We start from the raw sequence: 20,470 nt of genomic DNA on the forward strand, positions 1-20,470 counted from the left end.
TAACTCGACGCGATATTTTTGAGCAAATAAGTAGGACAAAACGAATGAGATACCTCGTAAATACGAGAGATTGATGTGCATAGGAGATGCTAAAAACAAAAAACCCAGCATAAGCTGGGTTTTTGAATTCTTGAAACGTAATAAATTAACGCTTAGAGAACTGTGTCTTCTTACGTGCTTTCTTAAGACCAACTTTCTTACGCTCAACTTTACGAGCATCGCGAGTAACAAAGCCAGCTTTACGTAGAGCTGGACGTAGAGACTCGTCAAACTCCATTAGTGCACGTGTGATACCGTGACGGATAGCACCCGCTTGACCAGTTGTACCACCACCTGCAACAGTGATGTATAGGTCAAACTTTTCTGTCATTTCAACTAGCTCTAAAGGCTGACGAACAACCATGCGAGAAGTTTCACGACCGAAGAACTCTTCTAAAGAGCGCTTATTGATTACGATGTTGCCAGTGCCTGGGCGTAGGAATACGCGAGCACTTGAACTTTTACGACGACCTGTACCGTAGTATTGATTTGCCATGATAGTGCTCCTTAAATGTCTAGAACCTGAGGCTGCTGTGCAGCGTGGTTGTGCTCGTTACCAGCGTAAACTTTAAGTTTACGGAACATTTCACGACCTAGAGGACCGCGAGGTAACATGCCTTTAACCGCTTTCTCGATGATCATTTCAGGCTTTTTAGCTTGAAGTTTCTCAAAGTTGATAGACTTAAGGCCACCTGGGTAACCAGAGTGAGCATAGTACATTTTGTCCTGAGTTTTGTTACCAGTTACAGTAACTTTCTCAGCGTTGATTACGATGATGTAGTCACCAGTGTCAACGTGTGGAGTATACTCAGCTTTGTGCTTACCGCGAAGGCGACGAGCGATTTCAGTAGCGATGCGACCTAAAGTTTTACCTTCAGCGTCAACTACGTACCAGTCACGTTTTACAGTTTCTGGTTTAGCAACAAACGTTTTCATTATAAAAATCCAAAGTTTTCAATTTTAAAACCACAGGCAGTCCTTGGACTACCGCTCTACTTGTATTTGCTTTAACCCCTTCGAGTTTAAGACTTTTATGCCGCTCAAGTCAGTGGCTAAGCCGACGAGGGCAATAGAACGCAACGTGGCAGGCCGCGGATTATAGCAAGCCTTCTGGGTGAAAACCAGCGCTTGGTGCTTTTTTCTACAAGAAAATCTGAAGAATTTCGAAAAAAATAGAAAAGGCAAAAAATCCAACGAAATGACGACGTGTGCGTGACAAGGACTCGTTCAAATAGGATATTTACAAACACCCACACCGAACAAGTCCTCTTAACAAAAAAGTAATTGCCGTTAGGCTAAATGCTCTCTTGCTAAATATTCATGGGATTGCATTTCTTGCAAGCGGCTAATGCAGCGTTTGAACTCAAAATTCAATGTACCTTCGGTATAAAGTTCAGTAATAGGCGCTGCAGCCGAGATGATAAGCGTCACATTGCGCTCATAAAACTCATCGACGAGCGCAATAAAGCGCCTTGCCGCATCATCGTTTTGCTGACCCATTTGCTTCACATTAGATAGGATCACTGTGTTATATAAGCGACTGATCTCCATGTAATCCACTTGCGAACGAGCGGTTTCACATAGCGCTGGGAAATCAAACATAACAATACAATCAGACACCATTCGAGTTTGGATCATCCGACCTTCAATCTCAATCGCCTGTTCGGCTTTACCTGGCTCCGGAGAGAGTTTGTTAAAGTAGTCGAATAAGTTTTCATCCGCTTGTTTATCAAGTGGGCTGTGAAAAATTTCCGCTTGTTCCAGCGTGCGCAAGCGATAGTCAATGCCCGAGTCCACATTAACGACCTCAGTATTGGCTTTTACCAATTCAATAGCAGGTAAGAATCGCGCACGCTGCAAGCCATTTTTATACAAATCATCAGGCACAATATTCGATGTGGCCACTAACACGATACCGCGCGCAAACAGCGCCTGCATTAATCCACCCAGTAACATGGCATCAGTGATATCTTGAACGAAAAATTCATCGAAGCAAATAATGTCAGTTTCAGATTTGAAGGTATCAGCGATGCTTTCCAGAGGATTTTTCACTTCATTAAGCTTTTTTAGCTCTGCGTGAACACGATGCATAAAGCGGTGAAAATGCACCCGCATTTTGCGCTCCGTCGGCAACGCATCGAAAAAGGTATCAACCAGATAAGTTTTACCGCGCCCTACTCCTCCCCAAAAGTACAACCCTTTCACTTTTGGCGGCTCAGCTTTACCAAACAAGCGCGAGAGAAAGTTTTGTTTGACCGGGGGCTGATTGATAAGGTCGTCATACAATCGCTGTAAATGCTTTACGGCATTTTCTTGCGCGCTGTCATATTGAAAATCATCACGTTGTAGATCTTGCTGATATTTTTCCCAAGGCGTCATCGACTTAAATATTTTTTTACGATTTGTTTGTAGGTTATATTAACACGACTGTATTCACAGCGTATATTTAACTCTAACAGAGTTTTAATTTTATTTGCCGTTGAGGCACACAGGGAGAAACCTATGACTACCGTTACTTGGCTTGGATTACTGATCATTGTTGCCATTGCTGCATTCTTTTTAGGTGGCTTTGTAACGAAAAAGCAGTTCAAACACGATGAACTGGAAGTGCAAGCACAACAAGCTAAACACGACCTTGAGCAATATCGCCAAGACGTATCAGATCATCTTGCTAGCACCAAAAAACTAGTAAATAAAATGCAGGATAGCTATCAGCAACTGCTTACCCATGTGGAAGAAACCAACCAACTACTGACACAGGATCGTCCATCTCATCCTGCGGATCCTTTTTTCTCGAAAGAAACCACAGAACAACTACAAGCTTCTCTTCAAGCACGCCCAGAGAGAAGACGTAAACAAGATCCAAGTTTTGAGGCTCCACCTAGTGACTATGCCGAAGGTGAAACTGGGTTATTTTCTGGTCAAAAAAAAGAAAGTGAGCAAATTAAAGCCTCTTGATGAAACTTTTTGTTGACCCCATAGTCTTTAAAAGAAGTTATTGATTCTAGGGCCTATTGATCTTTCGAATTTGCTTTTGCAGCAGTTTGATTGGTATTTATACAAGGCAGAGCCTGTGTAGCATAGTTTGTCTATGTAAGTCAGGCGATAACACAGTAGAAATGCCAATCAAACGCTGCCCTTTGGGTTCCCCTGAGTGCGCTTTGTTCATTGTTGCTCAACTTTTGCTTAGATTACTAGGCGGCAAGTCGAGCGCCGCGACCAAAACCCTCTCAGGGGAACAAAAGTCAAACAGCAAAGGTCAACAGGCCCTAATAAGAGGCTAGTTATCAGCCCCTTATGACTTATATTAACGCTAATAGCGGAGTACTTCACGACTATGAAATTTAAACTATCTTTGTTATCGGCCGCTTTACTTTCTTCTAGCTTATTGCTGTTACCGCAGCAAAGCATGGCCAAACTTCCTGTTGCCGTAGACGGCCAACAACTACCAACGCTAGCACCTATGCTCGAAAAGGTAGCCCCGGGCGTTGTTAGTATCCAAGTAAAAGGTGCTAAAGAAGTGCGTCGCCGTGTCGACCCTTTCGACTTTTTCTTTGGACAACCGCAGCCTCGCAGCCAAAAGCGCCCTTTTAGTGGCCTCGGCTCAGGTGTCATCATCGATGCAGATAAAGGCTATGTCGTTACAAACAATCACGTTATTGATGATGCAGACGAGATGCTGGTCACTTTAAAGGATGGCAGAGAGTTTGAGGCCAAATTAATCGGTAGCGACGCCGAATCTGATATCGCATTGCTACAAATCGACGGCGAAGACCTAACAGAAATCAAACTCGCTAATTCAGACAAGTTGAGAGTGGGTGATTTTTCCGTTGCTATTGGTAATCCATTTGGATTAAGTCATACCGTCACCTCAGGCATCATCAGTGCACTAGGCCGTAGCGGCTTAAATATCGAAGGCTATGAAGACTTTATCCAAACAGATGCGGCAATCAACCAAGGTAATTCAGGTGGTGCGCTAGTTAACTTAAACGGCGAACTTATTGGTATCAACACTGCTATTTTAGGCGCGTCTGGCGGTAATGTCGGGATCGGCTTTGCTATTCCGTCAAACATGATGAAAAACCTAGTAGATCAAATTGTTGAGTACGGAGAAGTTCGTCGCGGTTCATTGGGTATATTGGGTCGTACCTTAGATGCTGGTCTTGCTAAAGCACAAGGCTTTGATGTTAAACGTGGTGCTTATGTCATGCGCGTAGTGGAAGATTCTGCAGCGGACAAAGCCGGGCTGAAAGCCAATGATGTTATTGTCAGCCTAAACGGCGACGACATTGAAAGCTTTAATGAACTCCACGGTAAAGTGGCTACCATGGGTGAAGGTCGTGAGGTACGACTTGGTGTCTACCGTGATGGCAAAACCAAGTTTATCGACGTAGAGCTTGGTGGTAAGCAAGAAGAACAGGCGAATGCAGAGGATGTACATCCAAACCTACGAGGCGCAGTACTAGAGAGTGGCGAGCGCAATGGCAATGAAGGTGTCGTCATTACCTCAGTAGAACCTCGCTCACCAGCTGCACGTGTTGGCCTTGAAGAAGGCGATGTGATCATGCAAGTGAATCGCCAACGTGTCACGAGTGTTAAAGATATGTCTAAACTAATTAATGGTATTAAAGGTAATATCGTACTTGGGATTAAACGCGATCGCGAGACGGTTTTCTACCTCATTCAGTAACGAAATAGACAAATATTAAAAATGAAACACAGCGAAACTTGTCGCTGTGTTTTTTTTTGTGTCATTATTAGCAGTATTAGATAACGATAAATATAAGCTCTTGTGTTCAAATTAATTAAATTCATTTTTCCACCGCTGCTTGCCGGACTTGGGATCGCTTTTATCATCATTTGGTTTAATCCTGAGCTAAGGGATAACTTGCCAAAACTTGAGGCCCCACATATTCAGGCCCATCATATGAGTTTTGCTGATGCTGTAGAAAAAACAGCTCCAGCGGTCGTGACGATTTTTTCCGAGGGCTTTAGCAATCAGCCAAGATATCAGCGCCAAAGCACGGTTAGAGAACTTGGCTCTGGCGTAATCATGAGCCGAGATGGCTACATACTGACAAACTATCATGTGGTGAACAATGCCGACCAAATCATTGTCCTTCTTCCTGATGGCCGCCAGTATAGCGATACGCAACTGATAGGCTTTGACACGATTACGGACTTAGCTTTATTAAAAATTCCAGCTGAGAATTTGCCTGTCATTCCTATCGATCATGACTACTCACCACGTGTTGGGGATGTGGTGCTCGCAATTGGTAACCCATTGAACATTGGACAAACCATTACGCAAGGCATTATCAGTGCAACAGGCAAACAGACTCTCACAGAAAGCCAGTTCAACAATTTGCTGCAAATGGATGCCGCGATTAATGTTGGTAATTCAGGTGGTGCCGTTGTCAATTCTAATGGCGCGCTAGTTGGCATTACCTCTGCGCAATTTCGCACGCGTTTGAATATTGATATCCAAGGTATCTCTTTTGCGATCCCTTATGATCTTGCAATGGACGTCATGCATAAACTCATTATGGATGGCAGAGTGATCCGAGGCTACCTCGGCTTTAGAGGCACGCCAGTTGACAATACAGGTAAAAGCGTAACGGATCTCTACACACCAATTGTCGGCCTTGCTGTGAGCGAATTAGACCCGCTAGGTCCCGCCTGGCAAGCTGGCATGAAAGAGCATGATATTGTGGTTAAAGTAGGTGGAGAGCCTGTGACTAATCCGCAAAGGACACTGAAGACGATTGGCAATACCGCGCCTGGTACTAAACTCGAGTTTGAAGTACTCAGAGGTGGTCAGCGCCTCACTATTACGGTGGAAGTCGCTGAACTCGAAACAGGACTGTATTAAGCAAAGCAAAAAGCGTCCAGAGGGACGCTTTTTTGTTTTTTACCAATTCGCTTAATTAAGCTCAGGTTTTACGGCGTTTTATATTTGCACCTAACCGACTTAGCTTATCTTCTATCTTCTGATAGCCCCTATCAACGTGATAGATGCGATCGACTATGGTTTCGCCTGTTGCCACAATACCCGTTAGGATAAGACTCGCTGAAGCGCGTAAATCGGTTGCCATTACCTGCGCACCAGATAACGACTCAGTCTCACCACAGATTGCAGTGTTGCCTTCTAAACGAATATTCGCGCCCATACGCTGTAGCTCTGGTACGTGCATAAAACGGTTTTCAAAGATAGTCTCTGTGATTGTCGCGCTCCCTTCAGCCACCACATTTAATGCGGTAAACTGAGCTTGCATGTCTGTTGGAAAACCAGGATGTGGCATAGTTTTGATATTAACGGCTTTCAAAGCGCGTTGACGCATATCCACGTAAATACTGTCTTCACTTACCTCCACAATCGCATTGGCGGCGCGTAGCTTTTCAAGCACAGGTTCAAGGCTATGATAATCCGTGTTTTTACACAGCACTTCGCCTTTTGCCATTGCCGCAGCAACCAAAAAGGTCCCTGTTTCGATGCGATCAGGAAGGATTTTATGCTCACAACCATTAAGACGCTCAACGCCTTCTATCTCAATTCGGCTCGAACCTGCACCGCTGATCTTGGCACCCATGGCAACTAAGCATTCCGCTAAGTTAATAATCTCTGGCTCTCGCGCAGCATTATCTATCACAGTTTTACCATCGGCGAGGGTTGCAGCCATCAGTAAGTTTTCAGTAGCACCAACGCTGACGGTTTCCATAAAGATCTCGGCGCCACGAAGACGACCCTCGGTTACCGCATGGATATAACCATTCTCAACTTTGATCTTAGCGCCCATTTTCTCAAGGCCTGAAATATGCAGATCGACTGGACGAGCACCAATAGCACAGCCTCCCGGTAGGGATACTTGCGCTTGACCAAATCTTGCAACTAATGGGCCTAACGCCAGTACCGACGCACGCATTTGCTTAACGAGCTCATAAGGTGCAAGCACGCTATTTACCGTTGCACCATTGATTTCTAAGATATCGCCATCCCACTCAACTTCAGCGCCCAGTGTTTTTAATAAGGCTTCAGTGGTACCTATATCGCGTAAGTGCGGTACATTAGAAAAACGACTTTTACCATCGCCAAGCAGAGCGGCGAATAAAATAGGTAGGGCTGCATTTTTAGCCCCTGAAATAGTGACTTCACCGGCTAAAGTGGTGCCACCTTGGATAACAAACTGATCCATTGCGGCACTCCGTTATTGTGGAAGAATAAATTTGCGCTCTTTTTGCCATTCATCAGGTGTGAATGCACGAATACTAACAGCATGGATGGTGCCGTCTTTAATAGTATCCATCAGTGGGCCGTAGATCAGCTGTTCTCTTTTCAGCCTTCTTAATCCGTCAAAACACGTTCCAACAGCAATGACTTCGTAGTGACTACCATTAGCTTTGACGATGATCTCGTCAAGCGATAGTGCATCTCTCAATAAAGTTTCGACTTGATTTGTTTCCATTAGACTCACTCAAATAGGGTTGTCACCTGCCCCAACTCCATTAAATTTTGCAGTTGCTCAGGCGTATTTTTCAGCTCGAGACGAATGTCGCGCTGTTTCAATTGACCTAAAGAGTGAATTAACCAAGCTAAGCCCGCGGTGTCAACCCTTGTCACCTCAGAAAGGTTAAAATAGACGGTTGATTGTGCATTTTTCAGCACTTGAACGATGGTCGACTGTTTCAGTGCGCTTGGTAAACTCGCTCTCGTAAGTTCACCAGTTAACACGATTTCACCTTTACTTTCGGTGAATGAAATACTAGGCGTCACCATCATCCCCTCTAAATTGCACCGGAAGCTTGCTCTTCTTATCTAACAGTTGGATCACATGTTCAATACCCTGCTGGCGTAAAATACCATGTAGCTCCGATTGTTTGGCATCGAGTAAACTAATGCCTTCCGCCATCATGTCAAAAGCACGCCAGTCACCGTCTTGACCGCGTCTAACTTTGAAATCAATTTTGATATCAGGCTTACCAGGCTCTACAATTTTGGTCTTAACAACCACCACACCTTCATTTTCAAATGGGCGATGCTCACCAAACTCTACCTTTTGGTCTTTATATTGAGTAAATACACCAGCATAAGTCGCTACCAAGTAATTTTTGAATACCTCAATAAACTCTCTAATATGCTCGACAGCAGCAGCTTTCTCCTCTTTACTTTCGATGTTGCGAACCTTTTGAATATAAGAACCTAATACACGATACGCAGCATATTTGTAATCAATGTAAGGCAAGAGCTCTTCTTCTACGATAACGCGTAAGTGTTCTTTGTCTTCTTCAATGATGTTTTGCTCTTTCGTAACACGCTGAAAAGTTTGCGCCGCAACTTGCTCAACCATTTTATAAGGATCACTTGAGTCCACTTCTTTCGCCTGAACCAATGCGGTAGCCATCAATGCTACAAGCAAAGTCAGACATTTTGCATAGATGTTTTTTAACATATTTACTCGCTCCCTTGATTAAATAGGAACTGACCAATTAGCTCTTCTAATACCAGTGCCGATTTTGTATCTGTGATCATGTCACCGTCTTTTAGCGCTTTTGTTTCCACACCAAAAAGAGACTCAAGATCAACGCTATCTTCACTCGTTACCTCCTGACCAAGACATTTTTGCTTCGCAGATTCAGCAGCAATAACGGGAGAAATACCTAAGTATTGCTCTCCCAAAATGCCCGAAGTCAAAATCGAAACCGACGACGTATCGGAAAACTGACACTCGTAGTTTTTATCTAAACTCATTGAAACTACCGGCACGAACTCTTGTGGATGGATGTGAATTCCATCAACACGACCAATCACAACCCCACCCACCTTAATTGGGGCGCGGGTTTTCAACGAGCCTATATTTTCGAACTTAGCATGCAAAGTGTAAGTTTCACCATTGCCGCTTAAGCCTGAATTAGCTACCTTTAGCGCCAACATAACAAATGCAGCAATGCCCAATGCCACGAACAACCCAACTAAAATTTCTATTTTCCGTGTATTCATTTTTAAAACCTTTTAACTTGAGAACATAACCGCTGTTAATACAAAGTCAAAGCCAAGTACAGCCAGTGAAGAATGTACTACCGTCTCTGTCGTCGCTTTACTTATTCCTTCAGAAGTGGGAATACAGTCATAGCCTTTGTATAGCGCGATCCAAGTTACTAATAGTGCAAATACGAAACTCTTAATAAGACCATTTAAGATGTCTTGTTGAAACGACACTTGCGATTGCATAATTGACCAGAAGCTACCTGAATCTACGCCTAACCAATCAACCCCCACCAAGTGTGCGCCTAAAATAGCGATCGCAGAGAATATCAATGCGAGTAACGGCATACTAATAAAACCGGCCCAGAAACGAGGAGCAACCACGCGTTTAAGCGGGTCTATCGCCATCATTTCTAAACTAGATAATTGTTCCGTAGCCTTCATCAAACCGATTTCAGCAGTTAACGCACTGCCTGCACGTCCTGCAAATAAGAGTGCGGTTACCACAGGGCCCAGCTCTCTAAGTAAACTCAAAGCAACCAAAGGTCCAAGGCTATCTTCAGCGCCATACCCAACTAACACGGTATAGCCTTGTAATGCCAATACCATGCCGATAAATAAACCAGACACCATGATAATCAACAATGATTGATGGCCAACCATGTAAAGTTGCTTAATCAACAGCGGCGTGCCTTTTCGGAAATTAGGTAAGCTACATAGCGCACCAAAAAGCATTGTTGTGGCACGGCCAAGTGCAGCAAAACGGCTGAGGGTTTTGTGGCCTAGTTTTTGTAAAAAGTCGACCATACTCACTCTCCTTGCAACAGCGCTTGCTGATAATCAGGCGCTTTAAAGTGGAATGGCACAGGCCCATCCGCAAGGCCCTGTAAGAACTGCTGCACTAATGGCGATTCATGTTCAAGCATCTGCTCAGGGGTTCCTGTACCAATCACACCTTGCTCAGCAATAATAACGACGTGATCGGCAATGCTCAGCACTTCAGTAACGTCATGAGTGACTATCAGCGACGATAATCCCAACACTTCATTAAGGGACTTAATCAAGCGAACTAGAACACCCATGGAGATAGGGTCCTGACCTGCAAACGGTTCATCGTACATAATTAATTCAGGATCAAGTGCGATAGAACGCGCTAAAGCCGCGCGTCTTGCCATACCGCCAGAGAGCTCTGCCGGCATTAAATCTTTTGCACCACGAAGACCAACCGCTTGAAGCTTCATTAGCACCACTAAACGGATTAGTTCTTCAGATAATTCGGTATGCTCGCGTAGAGGAAATGCCACATTGTCGAACACGCTCATATCGGTAAACAAAGCACCGCTTTGAAATAACATACTCATGCGCGTTCGAGCTTGATACAAAGCTGCTCGTGACATGTTAGGGATACTGTTTCCAGCAAAAAGAATATCACCGCTATCAGGCTTAAGCTGACCACCGATTAAACGCAGCATGGTGGTTTTACCAATACCACTCGGTCCCATTATTGCGGTAATTTTGCCCTTTGGTACAGAAAAGCTCATGTTTTTGTAGATGATCCTTTCACCCCGAGAGAAGGTTACATCCTTGATTTCTACAATTGACTGCGACAAGTCGCTCTCCAGATCCAGACTATATTCATCCAAGTATGATACTTTTTTTTCAAACAAGATGGAAAATCGTTTTGGTAAAATTTTGTAAGTAGTGAAATGTAACGGTTTGCTTATACTTTCCAGAGCGCTTTTGGTAGTATCTATCGAAATTTTAATCCTATTGGCTAGAGGTTCATGGTTTTATCGTTTGTTATTCTCATTCTTGGCTTTATTGCACTGGTTTGGAGTGCTGACCGCTTTGTTTTTGGTGCGGCCGCTCTTGCACGAAACTTTGGTGTGCCAACATTAATTGTTGGTTTAACTATCGTGGCCATGGGTTCTTCAGCACCAGAAATGATGGTTGCTGCGCAAGCCGCTCTTGCAGATAAAACAGACACCGCCGTAGGCAATGCCATAGGTTCTAACATCGCTAATATCTTACTCGTTTTGGGTCTCACTGCGTTATTAAGGCCACTCTCCGTAGGCTCTGGTATTTTGCGCCGCGAAATGCCGCTGTTAGTCATCGTTTCATTGGCTGCTTGGTATATCGTTAGTGATAACCACTTTAGTTTCGTAGAAGGTGTTTTGTTATTAGTCGGTTTCGCCGCTTTTCTTCTTGCACTTATCATTATCACCAAGCGTGGTGGTGGAGATAATGATGACCCATTTGTCAGTGAAGCCTGTGAAGAAGTGCCAAATAATATTCCAACTCAAAAAGCCGTTTTCTGGTTAATCGTGGGTATGATTTTACTGCCTATTAGCGCGGACTATCTCGTTGGCGCTGCGGTTGACATCGCCAAATATTTTGGCATGAGTGACCTGCTAATAGGATTAACCATTATCGCCGTTGGTACTAGTTTACCCGAGCTTGCGGCATGTGTTGCTGGCGTACTTAAAAAAGAAGACGATCTAGCGCTTGGCAATATTATTGGCTCGAACATCTTTAATATATTGGCAGTGCTATCTATTGCTGGGATTATCAACCCATCTGTCCTCGACGCCAATATTGCGTCACGTGATATCTTTATTATGCTTGGCGCGACACTGCTGCTTATCCTAATGAGCCTCAGCCTAACAGGTCAGCGCCGCATCAACCGCTTGGAAGGTGGCATACTTGTCGCTAGCTTCGTCGGTTATATTTACTACATCATTTAAGGAAGCCTTGTGACAACGAACCCATTTATTGATTCTGCAAATCAAGTTTTTGCTACCGAACTTGCAGCAATAGAAGAAGTGCAACAGTTTGTTGATCAACAATTTGTAAAAGCCTGTGAAATTATGTTTGGCTGCCAAGGTCGCATCATCGTGATTGGCATGGGTAAATCAGGCCACATTGGTAACAAAATCGCAGCGACACTCGCAAGTACTGGCAGCCCCGCATTTTTTGTTCATCCAGGTGAAGCAAGTCACGGCGACTTGGGTATGATCACCAAAGATGATGTGGTTTTGATGATCTCCAACTCAGGGGAAACCCAAGAGGTGATCTCAATCCTGCCTGTGATAAAGCGTTTAGGAGCCCCCGTTATTTCCATGACAGGCAACCCGAGCTCTACAATGGCTCGTAATGCGACGGTTCACCTTTGTGTTAAAGTATCAAAAGAAGCCTGCCCATTAGGACTTGCACCCACGGCTAGCACCACAGCTACACTAGTGATGGGTGATGCGCTCGCGGTTGCGCTACTTGAAGCCAGAGGCTTTACGGCTGATGATTTTGCGCTTTCTCATCCTGGCGGTAGTTTAGGAAGGCGTCTACTACTAACCGTTGCTGATGTCATGCATCAAGGGGATGCAATCCCTATGGTCAATAGTCATTGCACAGTTAAAGAAGCTTTATTTGAAATGTCAGCTAAAAGTTTAGGTATGACGGCAATCGTAGATGAAAGCTCGCAATTACAAGGTATTTTTACCGATGGTGACTTGCGGCGTATTATCGAACAAAAGGTCGATATTCATACCACCCCAATCACGCAAGTAATGACGGCTAAAAGTACGACGGCACGCGCCGATATGCTCGCAGCTGAGGTACTCAATATCATGGAAACCAAACGAATTAATGGCTTGATTGTGGTAAACGAAAACAACATACCGGTTGGCGCCTTGAATACGCAAGATTTACTTAGAGCGGGGGTGCTGTAATGCAATTTGAAGATTTATATCAGACGATTTCACCTGAAGCTTGGGAAAAAGCAAAACAAATCAAATTATTGATTTGCGATATTGATGGCGTATTCTCAGATGGACGTATATACCTTGGTAATAATGGAGAAGAACTGAAAGCATTTAATACCAAAGATGGGTTTGGTATTAAGGCCTTGATTGATAGTGGTATCGAAGTCGCCGTTATCACAGGTAGGCATTCACAAATAGTTCAGCAACGCATGACTAGTTTAAATGTAACTTATATTTACCAAGGCCAAGAAAACAAGTTAGTGGCATATGATGAACTGAAGACTAAGCTCAACCTTAGTGATGACGAAATTGCGTATATTGGTGATGATGGCCCAGATCTACCCGTAATGGAGCGAGTCGGTTTTGCCGTTGCCGTCAATGATGCACATCCTCTTGTTAAACATATCGCCCATTACACGACCTTGATGCCTGGTGGTTTTGGTGCCGTGAGAGAGTTGACTGATCTTCTAATGCTCAGCCAAAATCACTTATTGACTTCCAAAGGATCAAGTACATGACCGTATTACGTGTCATCTTACTCATTGTTTTCGCTTCTTTAATGGTATGGATGTGGTCGCCCATGTTTAATCCATCAGAGGCGGACTCAGCAAAAGAAGATGAACCGTTAGCTAAGCCCGATTATGTTGCAACCACGCTTCAGCAAACGACCTATAGTGAAAATGGCTTATTAAACTATCAGGTAACTGCTGATAAGATGGAGTTGTATCAAGATCTTGGCTTTAGTCACTTTGAAAAGCCTATTTTCACCTTATATAACGGTGAGCAGAATTGGCAAATAAGTGCATTAGAAGCAACACTGTACGAAAACAATACCTTGATATTAGAAGGCAATGTACTGGCAAAGAATTTAACGCCTAACGCCATGATCACCAATATCAATGCCGATAATGTAAGAGTTGAAATTAAGCAAAAATTGATGAAATCGGAACACCCTGTCGTTATCACCGGTCCTAGTCTTAGGATCACGGGTAAAGGGCTGCATGCGGATCTACAAAAGCAAGTGATCGAACTCATCAACCACACAAAGACAATTTATTATGACCAGTAAAATCATTAACAAACTAGTTTTCATCGGCTTGCTTGCAAGTTCTACTTTAGCAAATGCTGCAGAACAAAATGAAGTCATTATTGATGCTGGCCGTCAGCAAGCTCAACTGCAAAGCAACATCGGTATTTTTGAACAGAATGTTGTTATTATTCATGGCAACAGAAAAATAAATGCCGATCGCCTAGAAGTCCACCGCCGCGCGGAGCTTGGTACTAACAAGCAACTGCTTGTTGCAACTGGCAGCCCAGCTATTTTCAGCGAACGTCAACCTGATGGTAATTTGCTAGAAGCCAAAGCAAACGAAATTCGTTACGACGTTGCGAAAGGCACCTTAGTCATTTCTGGCGATGCGGAAATCAATCAAACTGGGCAAAAAATCAATGCGCAAGTCATCACCTATGACATTGAAAAGCAATTGATCAGTGCTGAGCGCTCAGACCAAGAAGATTCTCGGGTAAGAACCATCCTTGTTCCTGTTGATGACAAAAAAAACGCAAAAGATAAAAAAGCGCAGGAAGAAGGTAACAATTAATGAGCGAGCTCAAAGCAACTGGTCTAGCAAAGAGTTATAAAGGTCGTGAAGTCGTCAAAAATGTTGGCTTAAGTGTTAAGGCTGGCAGCATTGTAGGCTTATTAGGACCAAATGGTGCAGGTAAAACCACTACGTTCTACATGATTGTAGGGTTAGTACCAAGCGACAAAGGTTTTATTCAGATTGATGATGAAGATATCACTTTGCTACCGATGCACAGCCGCGCGCGACTTGGTATTGGCTATCTACCGCAAGAGTCTTCAATCTTTAGAAAACTCACGGTCTATCAAAATTTGATGGCGATTTTAGAAACTCGAAAAGACTTATCTAAAGTTGAGAGAGAAGCTGAACTCAATGAGTTACTGGATGAGTTTAATATTCAACACATCCGTGACTCACAGGGCATGGCATTATCGGGAGGCGAAAGAAGACGCGTAGAGATTGCTCGCGCTTTAGCCGCTAATCCTAAGTTTATCCTGTTAGATGAACCTTTTGCTGGTGTTGATCCTATTTCGGTGTTAGATATAAAGACAATCATAGAGCACCTAAAAAACCGCGGTATCGGTGTGCTAATCACCGATCATAACGTTAGAGAAACACTGGACGTATGTGAAAAAGCCTACATCGTTTCACATGGTGAGTTAATCGCTGCAGGCACGCCAGAACATGTTTTGGCAGATCAAACCGTAAGAGATGTCTACCTAGGCGAACAATTCAAGCTATAGTTAAGACGTAGTATTAATAACTGTTAAAAAGGATTGTTAGAGATACATGAGGCAATCATTACAGCTGCGCATGGGGCAGCAACTTACAATGACTCCACAACTGCAACAAGCCATTCGCTTGCTGCAGCTTAGTACATTGGATCTGCAACAAGAAATACAAGAAGCATTAGACAGCAATCCATTGTTGGAAGTGGAAGAAGGTGATAATACTGACGGCGAAAACGCTGACCAACACAGCCAAGAAAAAAGTAGTGCTGACGACAATCAAGATTCAAGCGATGAAGCGCAGGTTAGTGACTATGAAATAGACTCAGATACCGCCATGAGCAAAGACACTGTCAGTGATGACCTTGCCATGGATGTCACTTGGGATGAATATATGAGCGCAGCACCCGCTGCAAGTTCAGGCCCACTTCCTGATGACGATAATGTTTATCAAGGGGAAACCTCTGAATCTCTCCACGACTATCTCATGTGGCAACTTGAGCTGACACCATTTAGTCCAACAGATAGAGCGATTGCGATTGCGATTATTGAAGCGGTCGACCTGTCAGGCATTTTAACACTGTCTTGCGAAGACATTTTAGAAAGCATTAATGACGAGAGTAGCGAAGAGCCTATTGAGCTGGATGAAGTCGAAGCCGTGCTCAAACGTATTCAACTTTTCGATCCTGTCGGTATCGCAGCGCGTAGTTTACAAGAATGCTTGTGTATTCAGCTAAATCAGTTCGCTCCGGATACGCCATGGATTGCCGAAACAAAAATGATTCTGACAGAGCATATCGACTTGCTTGCCAGCCGTGACTATCGAACTTTGGCAAAGAAAACGCGCCTTAAAGAAGCCGATCTCAAAGAGGTCATGACGTTAATTCATAGCCTTAACCCAAAACCAGCGGCAAGCATTATTCATGAAGAGCCTGAATATGTGATCCCTGACGTATCGGTGAAAAAAGTAAAAGGTCGTTGGGTCGTAGAGCTAAATCCTGATGCTATGCCTAAAATAAGAGTAAACGACCATTACGCTGCGATGTCTAGAACAGCGAAATCCAGTACGGATAGTCAGTTTATTCGCTCACATTTACAAGAAGCAAAGTGGTTTATTAAAAGCTTAGAAAGCCGAAATGATACATTATTAAAAGTTACCAATTGCATTGTGCAACAACAACAGGCATTCTTTGAACATGGCCCCGAAGCAATGCGCCCTATGGTGCTAAATGATGTTGCTGAAATGGTTGAGATGCATGAGTCCACAATTTCCCGTGTGACAACACAAAAATACATGCATACACCTCGGGGAATATTTGAGCTGAAGTATTTCTTCTCTAGCCATGTAAGTACAGAAAATGGAGGTGAGTGCTCCTCTACAGCAATTAGAGCACTTATCAAAAAGCTGATAGCTGCAGAAAATACCGCTAAGCCATTGAGTGACAGCAAAATTGCAGATATTTTAGCTGAGCAAGGAATTAAGGTAGCGAGACGCACGATTGCAAAATATCGTGAATCCCTAGCCATTCCACCGTCAAATCAGCGTAAAAGCTTGATATAAGACGTAAAACCCAAGAAGGAAAAATGCTTATGCAACTAAATCTAACTGGTCGCCATGTAGAAATTACTGACTCATTAAGAGACTATGTCACCAACAAGTTTGCGAAGCTAGAAAGGCACTTTGATCATATCAATAACGTGCATGTGATCCTTGATGTCGAGAAACTAGTACAAAAAGCAGAAGCAACATTACACGTAAACGGCGGCGAGCTATTTGCATCAACAGAGCATCAAGATATGTATGCCGCAATTGATGGCCTTATCGACAAGCTAGATCGTCAAGTTATTAAACACAAAGAGAAGCTCACTCGACACTAAGATGAAATTAAGTGAATTAGTGAACAAGGACTGCAGTAAAGCTGCGGTCCTTTTTAATAGCAAAAAACGTATTTTAGAATACATCAGCGAACTGGCTCATAGCCAAATTCCAAATACCAGTCAGCATGCTATCTTGGACGCTTTAATGGCGCGAGAGAAATTAGGCAGCACAGGGATCGGTAAAGGCATTGCCATTCCCCATGGTCGACTTGAAGGTTTGGATAAAATCCTTGCAATGGTGCTTGTCAGCGAGCAAGGGATCCAGTTTGAAGCCATAGATAAGCAGCCTGTCGATATTTTTGTCGCGTTCATCGTACCCGAAGGTGATAATCAACAGCACCTGAAGACCTTAGCGGCGATTGCTGATACACTCAAAGACAAGTCTTTTTGCAAAATGCTTAGACAAGCAAAAAGTGACGATGAGTTATATGCAGTGATCCAAGGTGAACTTGATGAGTGATGAAGAAAAAGGACTCGAGCTTATCATTATCAGTGGCCGCTCAGGCTCTGGTAAATCTGTAGCGCTTCGAGTATTGGAAGACTTAGGCTACTATTGTGTAGATAACATTCCGGTCAATTTGCTGCCGTCTTTAGTCCGCAGCGTTTCGGACAATTATAATAAAATAGCAGTCAGTATTGATGTCAGAAACTTACCTAAAGAACAGGACGAGTTTAATGACATTCTTGAATACTTACCAGGCTTTGCCAAACCTACCCTGTTTTATTTAGACAGTGACGATCAAACCCTGATAAAACGCTTCTCAGAAACACGCCGTTTGCACCCTCTTTCACTGCATAATCTTCCACTAGATGTTGCAATAAAGAAAGAACGGGAATTGTTAGACGTATTGATCACTCGCGCCGATTTTCTCATTGATACTACAGGCCTGAGCGTTCATCAACTTGCAGAAGATATCCGCGAAAAAATCTTAGGTAAAAAAGACAAACAACTCATTATTACCTTTGAATCTTTCGGCTTTAAACACGGTATCCCAAAACAAGCGGATTACGTTTTTGATGCGCGCTTTTTGCCCAACCCACATTGGGAGCCTGAGCTTAAGCCGCTAACTGGCCTAGATCAGCCAGTCAAAGACTATTTGTCGAGTCACAGCATCGTGCAAAAGTTTACTTGGCAGATCCAAACCTTTGTACAAACTTGGTTACCACACTTAGAGCGTAACAATCGCAGTTATCTAACGATTGCAATAGGATGTACAGGTGGGCAACATCGCTCGGTATATTTAGCGCAAACCATTGGTGAGCGTTTTGCTAAAACCCATCCCAACGTCAAAATTCGCCACCGTGAGCAAGAGGGTTAAATGTTAGAAGATACGTTTTTAATCCAGAACAAGCTTGGTCTGCACGCTAGAGCAGCGACGGTTCTTGCACAATTAGCAACCCAATTTGATGCCGAAGTGACCTTATATCAAGGAGACAAAAGTGCAGCTGCTGACAGCGTACTAGCGCTGTTGTTACTTGAAAGCAGCCAAGGGAAAGAAGTCCGAGTGGTTTGTGAAGGTCCTGATGCTCAGTATGCACTAGACGCCATTGGCGGACTAATAGAAAATAAATTTAATGAATCCGAGTAACTTGGGCTACTAGCACCAAAATAGCACTAAGGTCTGATTCATTTAGTCCCTGCTAATCTCCCCCTCCGTAACCAGACTGGTCTAATACCAATTAGTCTTAATACTTACTCAATTTGAAGGAGCAAACCTGACGCTAACTGTGTTAAAAATTTCTCATTTAGAACAACTAAATAGCAAAATTTTCGCCGTGTTATCGACAAGGTTTTCTCGCTTAAAAATAGATCACTTAATTAATCGAATTGGTATAATAAGTCTCTCATAATTAAGCGTAAACCTTGGTAGTTCCCAATAAACTGAGTTACACTGTAATACCAATTTAGGTTTCTCTCGTGCAGTAAAGCGAGTTGCCGAGAAAATCCTACTTTATCGTTGCGTACACCTTTAACGTGTATTAACGATAACAACCCACCAGCAGAAACAACACGAATAAAATTCAAATTAAGAAATTGATTTCTGCGATAAAATAAATGAATAGGGTTAACTTAATCACGTTAGCCAACACTATTATCAAAAAGGATGCCTATGCCTGAAGTATTTGAACAAGACTACACACTGGAACAACTCCAAAAGGTAACTAAAGCCTTAAACAGTGGTCAGTTTGTTCAAGTTAGGCGTATGCTCGCAGAAACAGCTCCTTGTGATACAGCACTGCTTTTAGAATCATCCCCTCATAAAGTTCGCTCTATGCTGTGGCAGCTCGTTGACCCAGATATCCAAGGGGATGTCTTAGAGGAACTGTCAGAGGACGTAAGACTTGGGATCATCGCCCAGATGGAGCCGGAGCTAATTGCTGCCGCTACAGAAGACATGGACGACGATGACCTTGGTGATGTCCTAAGAAGCCTGCCTGATACCGTCTACCAAGACGTTATCGGTGCGATGGATAGCCAAGATAGAGAACGTGCGACACAAGCATTGTCCTACAAGGAACACTCGGCCGGTGCGCTAATGAGCACCGACACGGTCACTATTCGACCCGATGTTACCTTAGAAGTTGTATTTAGATATCTACGTCTTAAAGGCGAATTGCCAGACGGTACGGACGAGTTGTATGTAGTTGATAAAGACAACTGCTTTTTAGGCACGCTGCCTGTCAATACCTTATTAACTAAGTCTCCTGACAGTATGGTTCGAGACTTGATGGATGAAGATAAGGAAACGATCCCTATCTCCATGGATGAGTCTGAAGTGGCGCAGCTTTTTGAGCGTCACAACTGGATCTCGGCTCCTGTAGTTGACGATAACGCCCATTTGCTTGGTCGTGTCACCATTGATGACGTTGTTGACGTCATCCGTGAAGATGCTGAGCACAGCTTGTTAAGTATGGCAGGTCTTGAAGATGAAGAAGACACCTTTGCGCCAGTTCTAAAAAGTAGCCAGCGCCGCTCTATTTGGCTTGGAATTAACCTGTTAACCGCCTTAATGGCAGCGTTTGTTGCAAGCTTCTTCGAAGGTACTCTGGATATTTTACCTATTCTCGCGGTGTTAAATGGCATAGTACCAAGTATGGGCGGCGTTGCCGGTAGCCAAACGCTAACCCTAGTGATTCGTGGTATTGCCCTTGGCCATATTAACCAGACTAACCAAAAGTTTTTAATGGGTAAAGAGCTGGCGATCGGCGCCTTAAACGGCGTGCTGTGGTCAGTATTGATCGCTGGGGTTATTGCTGTATGGCAATGGGACTTCACACTCGGTGCAGTTATTGCCTTCGCAATGTTTATGAACTTAGTCGCAGCAGGTATCGCGGGTGCCAGTATTCCAATTATGCTAAAGAGAATGAATATCGACCCAGCACTAGCTGGTAGTGTGGTACTAACAACGGTTACCGATATTGTCGGGATCTTTGCATTCCTTGGCACCGCAACTTGGTTATTAGTGTAACAGTAAGAGTGTCGAAATGGCGGGAAATGCTGGT

Annotated in this window: 25 protein-coding genes; 15 read left to right on the forward strand and 10 right to left on the reverse strand. The window is 43.6% G+C overall.

The annotated features are described in order from the left end of the window. Positions 1 to 145: 145 nt before the first annotated feature. From rpsI to zapE, 3 genes are all read right to left on the reverse strand, one after another. On the reverse strand, positions 146 to 538 hold the full coding sequence (gene rpsI / locus GSF04_RS21345) for a 30S ribosomal protein S9 (RefSeq protein ID WP_161796706.1): 393 nt from the start codon (positions 536 to 538) through the stop codon (positions 146 to 148). Between the two features lie 8 nt (positions 539 to 546). Beyond that, positions 547 to 975: a 50S ribosomal protein L13 gene (gene rplM, locus GSF04_RS21350; RefSeq protein WP_010376694.1), complete on the reverse strand. Its 429-nt coding sequence runs from the start codon at positions 973 to 975 to the stop codon at positions 547 to 549. A gap of 354 nt (positions 976 to 1,329) precedes the next feature. Further along, positions 1,330 to 2,418, reverse strand: coding sequence for a cell division protein ZapE (gene zapE / locus GSF04_RS21355; protein ID WP_211858754.1), 1,089 nt, complete (start codon positions 2,416 to 2,418; stop codon positions 1,330 to 1,332). A gap of 123 nt (positions 2,419 to 2,541) precedes the next feature. On the opposite strand from zapE, the gene GSF04_RS21360 reads away from it, so the two are divergent. The 3 genes from GSF04_RS21360 (at position 2,542) to GSF04_RS21370 (ending at position 5,911) form a co-directional block, all read left to right on the forward strand. After that, positions 2,542 to 2,997, forward strand: a complete 456-nt coding sequence (locus GSF04_RS21360; protein ID WP_010376689.1) for a YhcB family protein — start codon at positions 2,542 to 2,544, stop codon at positions 2,995 to 2,997. 379 nt (positions 2,998 to 3,376) lie between these two features. Next, positions 3,377 to 4,729 carry a DegQ family serine endoprotease gene (locus tag GSF04_RS21365; RefSeq protein WP_010376687.1) on the forward strand — a complete coding sequence of 451 codons (1,353 nt, stop codon included), beginning with the start codon at positions 3,377 to 3,379 and terminating at the stop codon, positions 4,727 to 4,729. Positions 4,730 to 4,831: 102 nt separating this feature from the next. After that, positions 4,832 to 5,911, forward strand: coding sequence for a trypsin-like peptidase domain-containing protein (locus tag GSF04_RS21370; RefSeq protein ID WP_039492907.1), 1,080 nt, complete (start codon positions 4,832 to 4,834; stop codon positions 5,909 to 5,911). 61 nt (positions 5,912 to 5,972) lie between these two features. Here the strand turns inward: GSF04_RS21370 and murA are convergent, their stop codons facing one another. The 7 genes from murA to GSF04_RS21405 are packed head-to-tail and all read right to left on the reverse strand — an operon-like array spanning position 5,973 to position 10,629. Then, positions 5,973 to 7,232 carry a UDP-N-acetylglucosamine 1-carboxyvinyltransferase gene (gene murA / locus GSF04_RS21375; protein ID WP_017219046.1) on the reverse strand — a complete coding sequence of 420 codons (1,260 nt, stop codon included), beginning with the start codon at positions 7,230 to 7,232 and terminating at the stop codon, positions 5,973 to 5,975. A gap of 12 nt (positions 7,233 to 7,244) precedes the next feature. Next, complete coding sequence (locus GSF04_RS21380; RefSeq protein WP_039492911.1) at positions 7,245 to 7,502, reverse strand: BolA family protein; 258 nt, start codon at positions 7,500 to 7,502, stop codon at positions 7,245 to 7,247. 5 nt (positions 7,503 to 7,507) lie between these two features. After that, positions 7,508 to 7,813 carry an STAS domain-containing protein gene (locus tag GSF04_RS21385; protein WP_039492913.1) on the reverse strand — a complete coding sequence of 102 codons (306 nt, stop codon included), beginning with the start codon at positions 7,811 to 7,813 and terminating at the stop codon, positions 7,508 to 7,510. Further along, positions 7,800 to 8,486: an ABC transporter substrate-binding protein gene (locus tag GSF04_RS21390; RefSeq protein ID WP_130127095.1), complete on the reverse strand. Its 687-nt coding sequence runs from the start codon at positions 8,484 to 8,486 to the stop codon at positions 7,800 to 7,802. Before GSF04_RS21390 ends, GSF04_RS21385 begins: the two co-directional genes overlap by 14 nt. Positions 8,487 to 8,488: 2 nt before the next feature. Then, entirely contained in the window at positions 8,489 to 9,034 is a 546-nt protein-coding gene (gene mlaD, locus GSF04_RS21395; protein WP_010376676.1) for an outer membrane lipid asymmetry maintenance protein MlaD, read from the reverse strand. Positions 9,035 to 9,046: 12 nt separating this feature from the next. Next, on the reverse strand, positions 9,047 to 9,826 hold the full coding sequence (gene mlaE / locus GSF04_RS21400) for a lipid asymmetry maintenance ABC transporter permease subunit MlaE (RefSeq protein ID WP_010376675.1): 780 nt from the start codon (positions 9,824 to 9,826) through the stop codon (positions 9,047 to 9,049). 2 nt (positions 9,827 to 9,828) lie between these two features. After that, positions 9,829 to 10,629, reverse strand: coding sequence for an ATP-binding cassette domain-containing protein (locus GSF04_RS21405; RefSeq protein WP_010376674.1), 801 nt, complete (start codon positions 10,627 to 10,629; stop codon positions 9,829 to 9,831). 174 nt (positions 10,630 to 10,803) lie between these two features. On the opposite strand from GSF04_RS21405, the gene GSF04_RS21410 reads away from it, so the two are divergent. From GSF04_RS21410 to mgtE, 12 genes are all read left to right on the forward strand, one after another. Beyond that, positions 10,804 to 11,763, forward strand: coding sequence for a calcium/sodium antiporter (locus GSF04_RS21410; RefSeq protein ID WP_010376669.1), 960 nt, complete (start codon positions 10,804 to 10,806; stop codon positions 11,761 to 11,763). 9 nt (positions 11,764 to 11,772) lie between these two features. Next, a complete protein-coding gene (locus GSF04_RS21415; protein ID WP_010605930.1) occupies positions 11,773 to 12,744 on the forward strand; it encodes a KpsF/GutQ family sugar-phosphate isomerase in 972 nt (323 codons plus the stop codon). Then, positions 12,744 to 13,295, forward strand: a complete 552-nt coding sequence (kdsC, locus tag GSF04_RS21420) for a 3-deoxy-manno-octulosonate-8-phosphatase KdsC (protein ID WP_211858755.1) — start codon at positions 12,744 to 12,746, stop codon at positions 13,293 to 13,295. The genes GSF04_RS21415 and kdsC overlap by 1 nt, the downstream gene beginning before the upstream one ends. Then, positions 13,292 to 13,846, forward strand: coding sequence for an LPS export ABC transporter periplasmic protein LptC (lptC, locus tag GSF04_RS21425; protein WP_211858756.1), 555 nt, complete (start codon positions 13,292 to 13,294; stop codon positions 13,844 to 13,846). The genes kdsC and lptC overlap by 4 nt, the downstream gene beginning before the upstream one ends. Next, on the forward strand, positions 13,836 to 14,378 hold the full coding sequence (gene lptA / locus GSF04_RS21430; protein WP_211858757.1) for a lipopolysaccharide transport periplasmic protein LptA: 543 nt from the start codon (positions 13,836 to 13,838) through the stop codon (positions 14,376 to 14,378). Before lptC ends, lptA begins: the two co-directional genes overlap by 11 nt. Next, on the forward strand, positions 14,378 to 15,103 hold the full coding sequence (gene lptB, locus GSF04_RS21435; protein WP_039492925.1) for an LPS export ABC transporter ATP-binding protein: 726 nt from the start codon (positions 14,378 to 14,380) through the stop codon (positions 15,101 to 15,103). Before lptA ends, lptB begins: the two co-directional genes overlap by 1 nt. A gap of 46 nt (positions 15,104 to 15,149) precedes the next feature. Further along, complete coding sequence (locus GSF04_RS21440; protein ID WP_039492928.1) at positions 15,150 to 16,649, forward strand: RNA polymerase factor sigma-54; 1,500 nt, start codon at positions 15,150 to 15,152, stop codon at positions 16,647 to 16,649. 29 nt (positions 16,650 to 16,678) lie between these two features. Then, a complete protein-coding gene (gene hpf / locus GSF04_RS21445; protein WP_010376661.1) occupies positions 16,679 to 16,966 on the forward strand; it encodes a ribosome hibernation promoting factor in 288 nt (95 codons plus the stop codon). A 1-nt stretch (position 16,967) separates the two neighbouring features. Beyond that, a complete protein-coding gene (ptsN, locus tag GSF04_RS21450) occupies positions 16,968 to 17,426 on the forward strand; it encodes a PTS IIA-like nitrogen regulatory protein PtsN (protein WP_010605936.1) in 459 nt (152 codons plus the stop codon). Then, positions 17,419 to 18,285, forward strand: a complete 867-nt coding sequence (gene rapZ, locus GSF04_RS21455; protein ID WP_010605937.1) for an RNase adapter RapZ — start codon at positions 17,419 to 17,421, stop codon at positions 18,283 to 18,285. Before ptsN ends, rapZ begins: the two co-directional genes overlap by 8 nt. Then, positions 18,286 to 18,555 (forward strand): HPr family phosphocarrier protein, encoded by a 270-nt coding sequence (locus tag GSF04_RS21460; protein WP_010376658.1) that lies wholly within the window; start codon positions 18,286 to 18,288, stop codon positions 18,553 to 18,555. A gap of 522 nt (positions 18,556 to 19,077) precedes the next feature. After that, positions 19,078 to 20,436: a magnesium transporter gene (mgtE, locus tag GSF04_RS21465; protein ID WP_039492930.1), complete on the forward strand. Its 1,359-nt coding sequence runs from the start codon at positions 19,078 to 19,080 to the stop codon at positions 20,434 to 20,436. Positions 20,437 to 20,470: the final 34 nt, after the last annotated feature.

It is taken from the genome of Pseudoalteromonas sp. A22 (assembly GCF_018141345.1).
GTDB classification, from domain to species: domain Bacteria; phylum Pseudomonadota; class Gammaproteobacteria; order Enterobacterales; family Alteromonadaceae; genus Pseudoalteromonas; species Pseudoalteromonas maricaloris.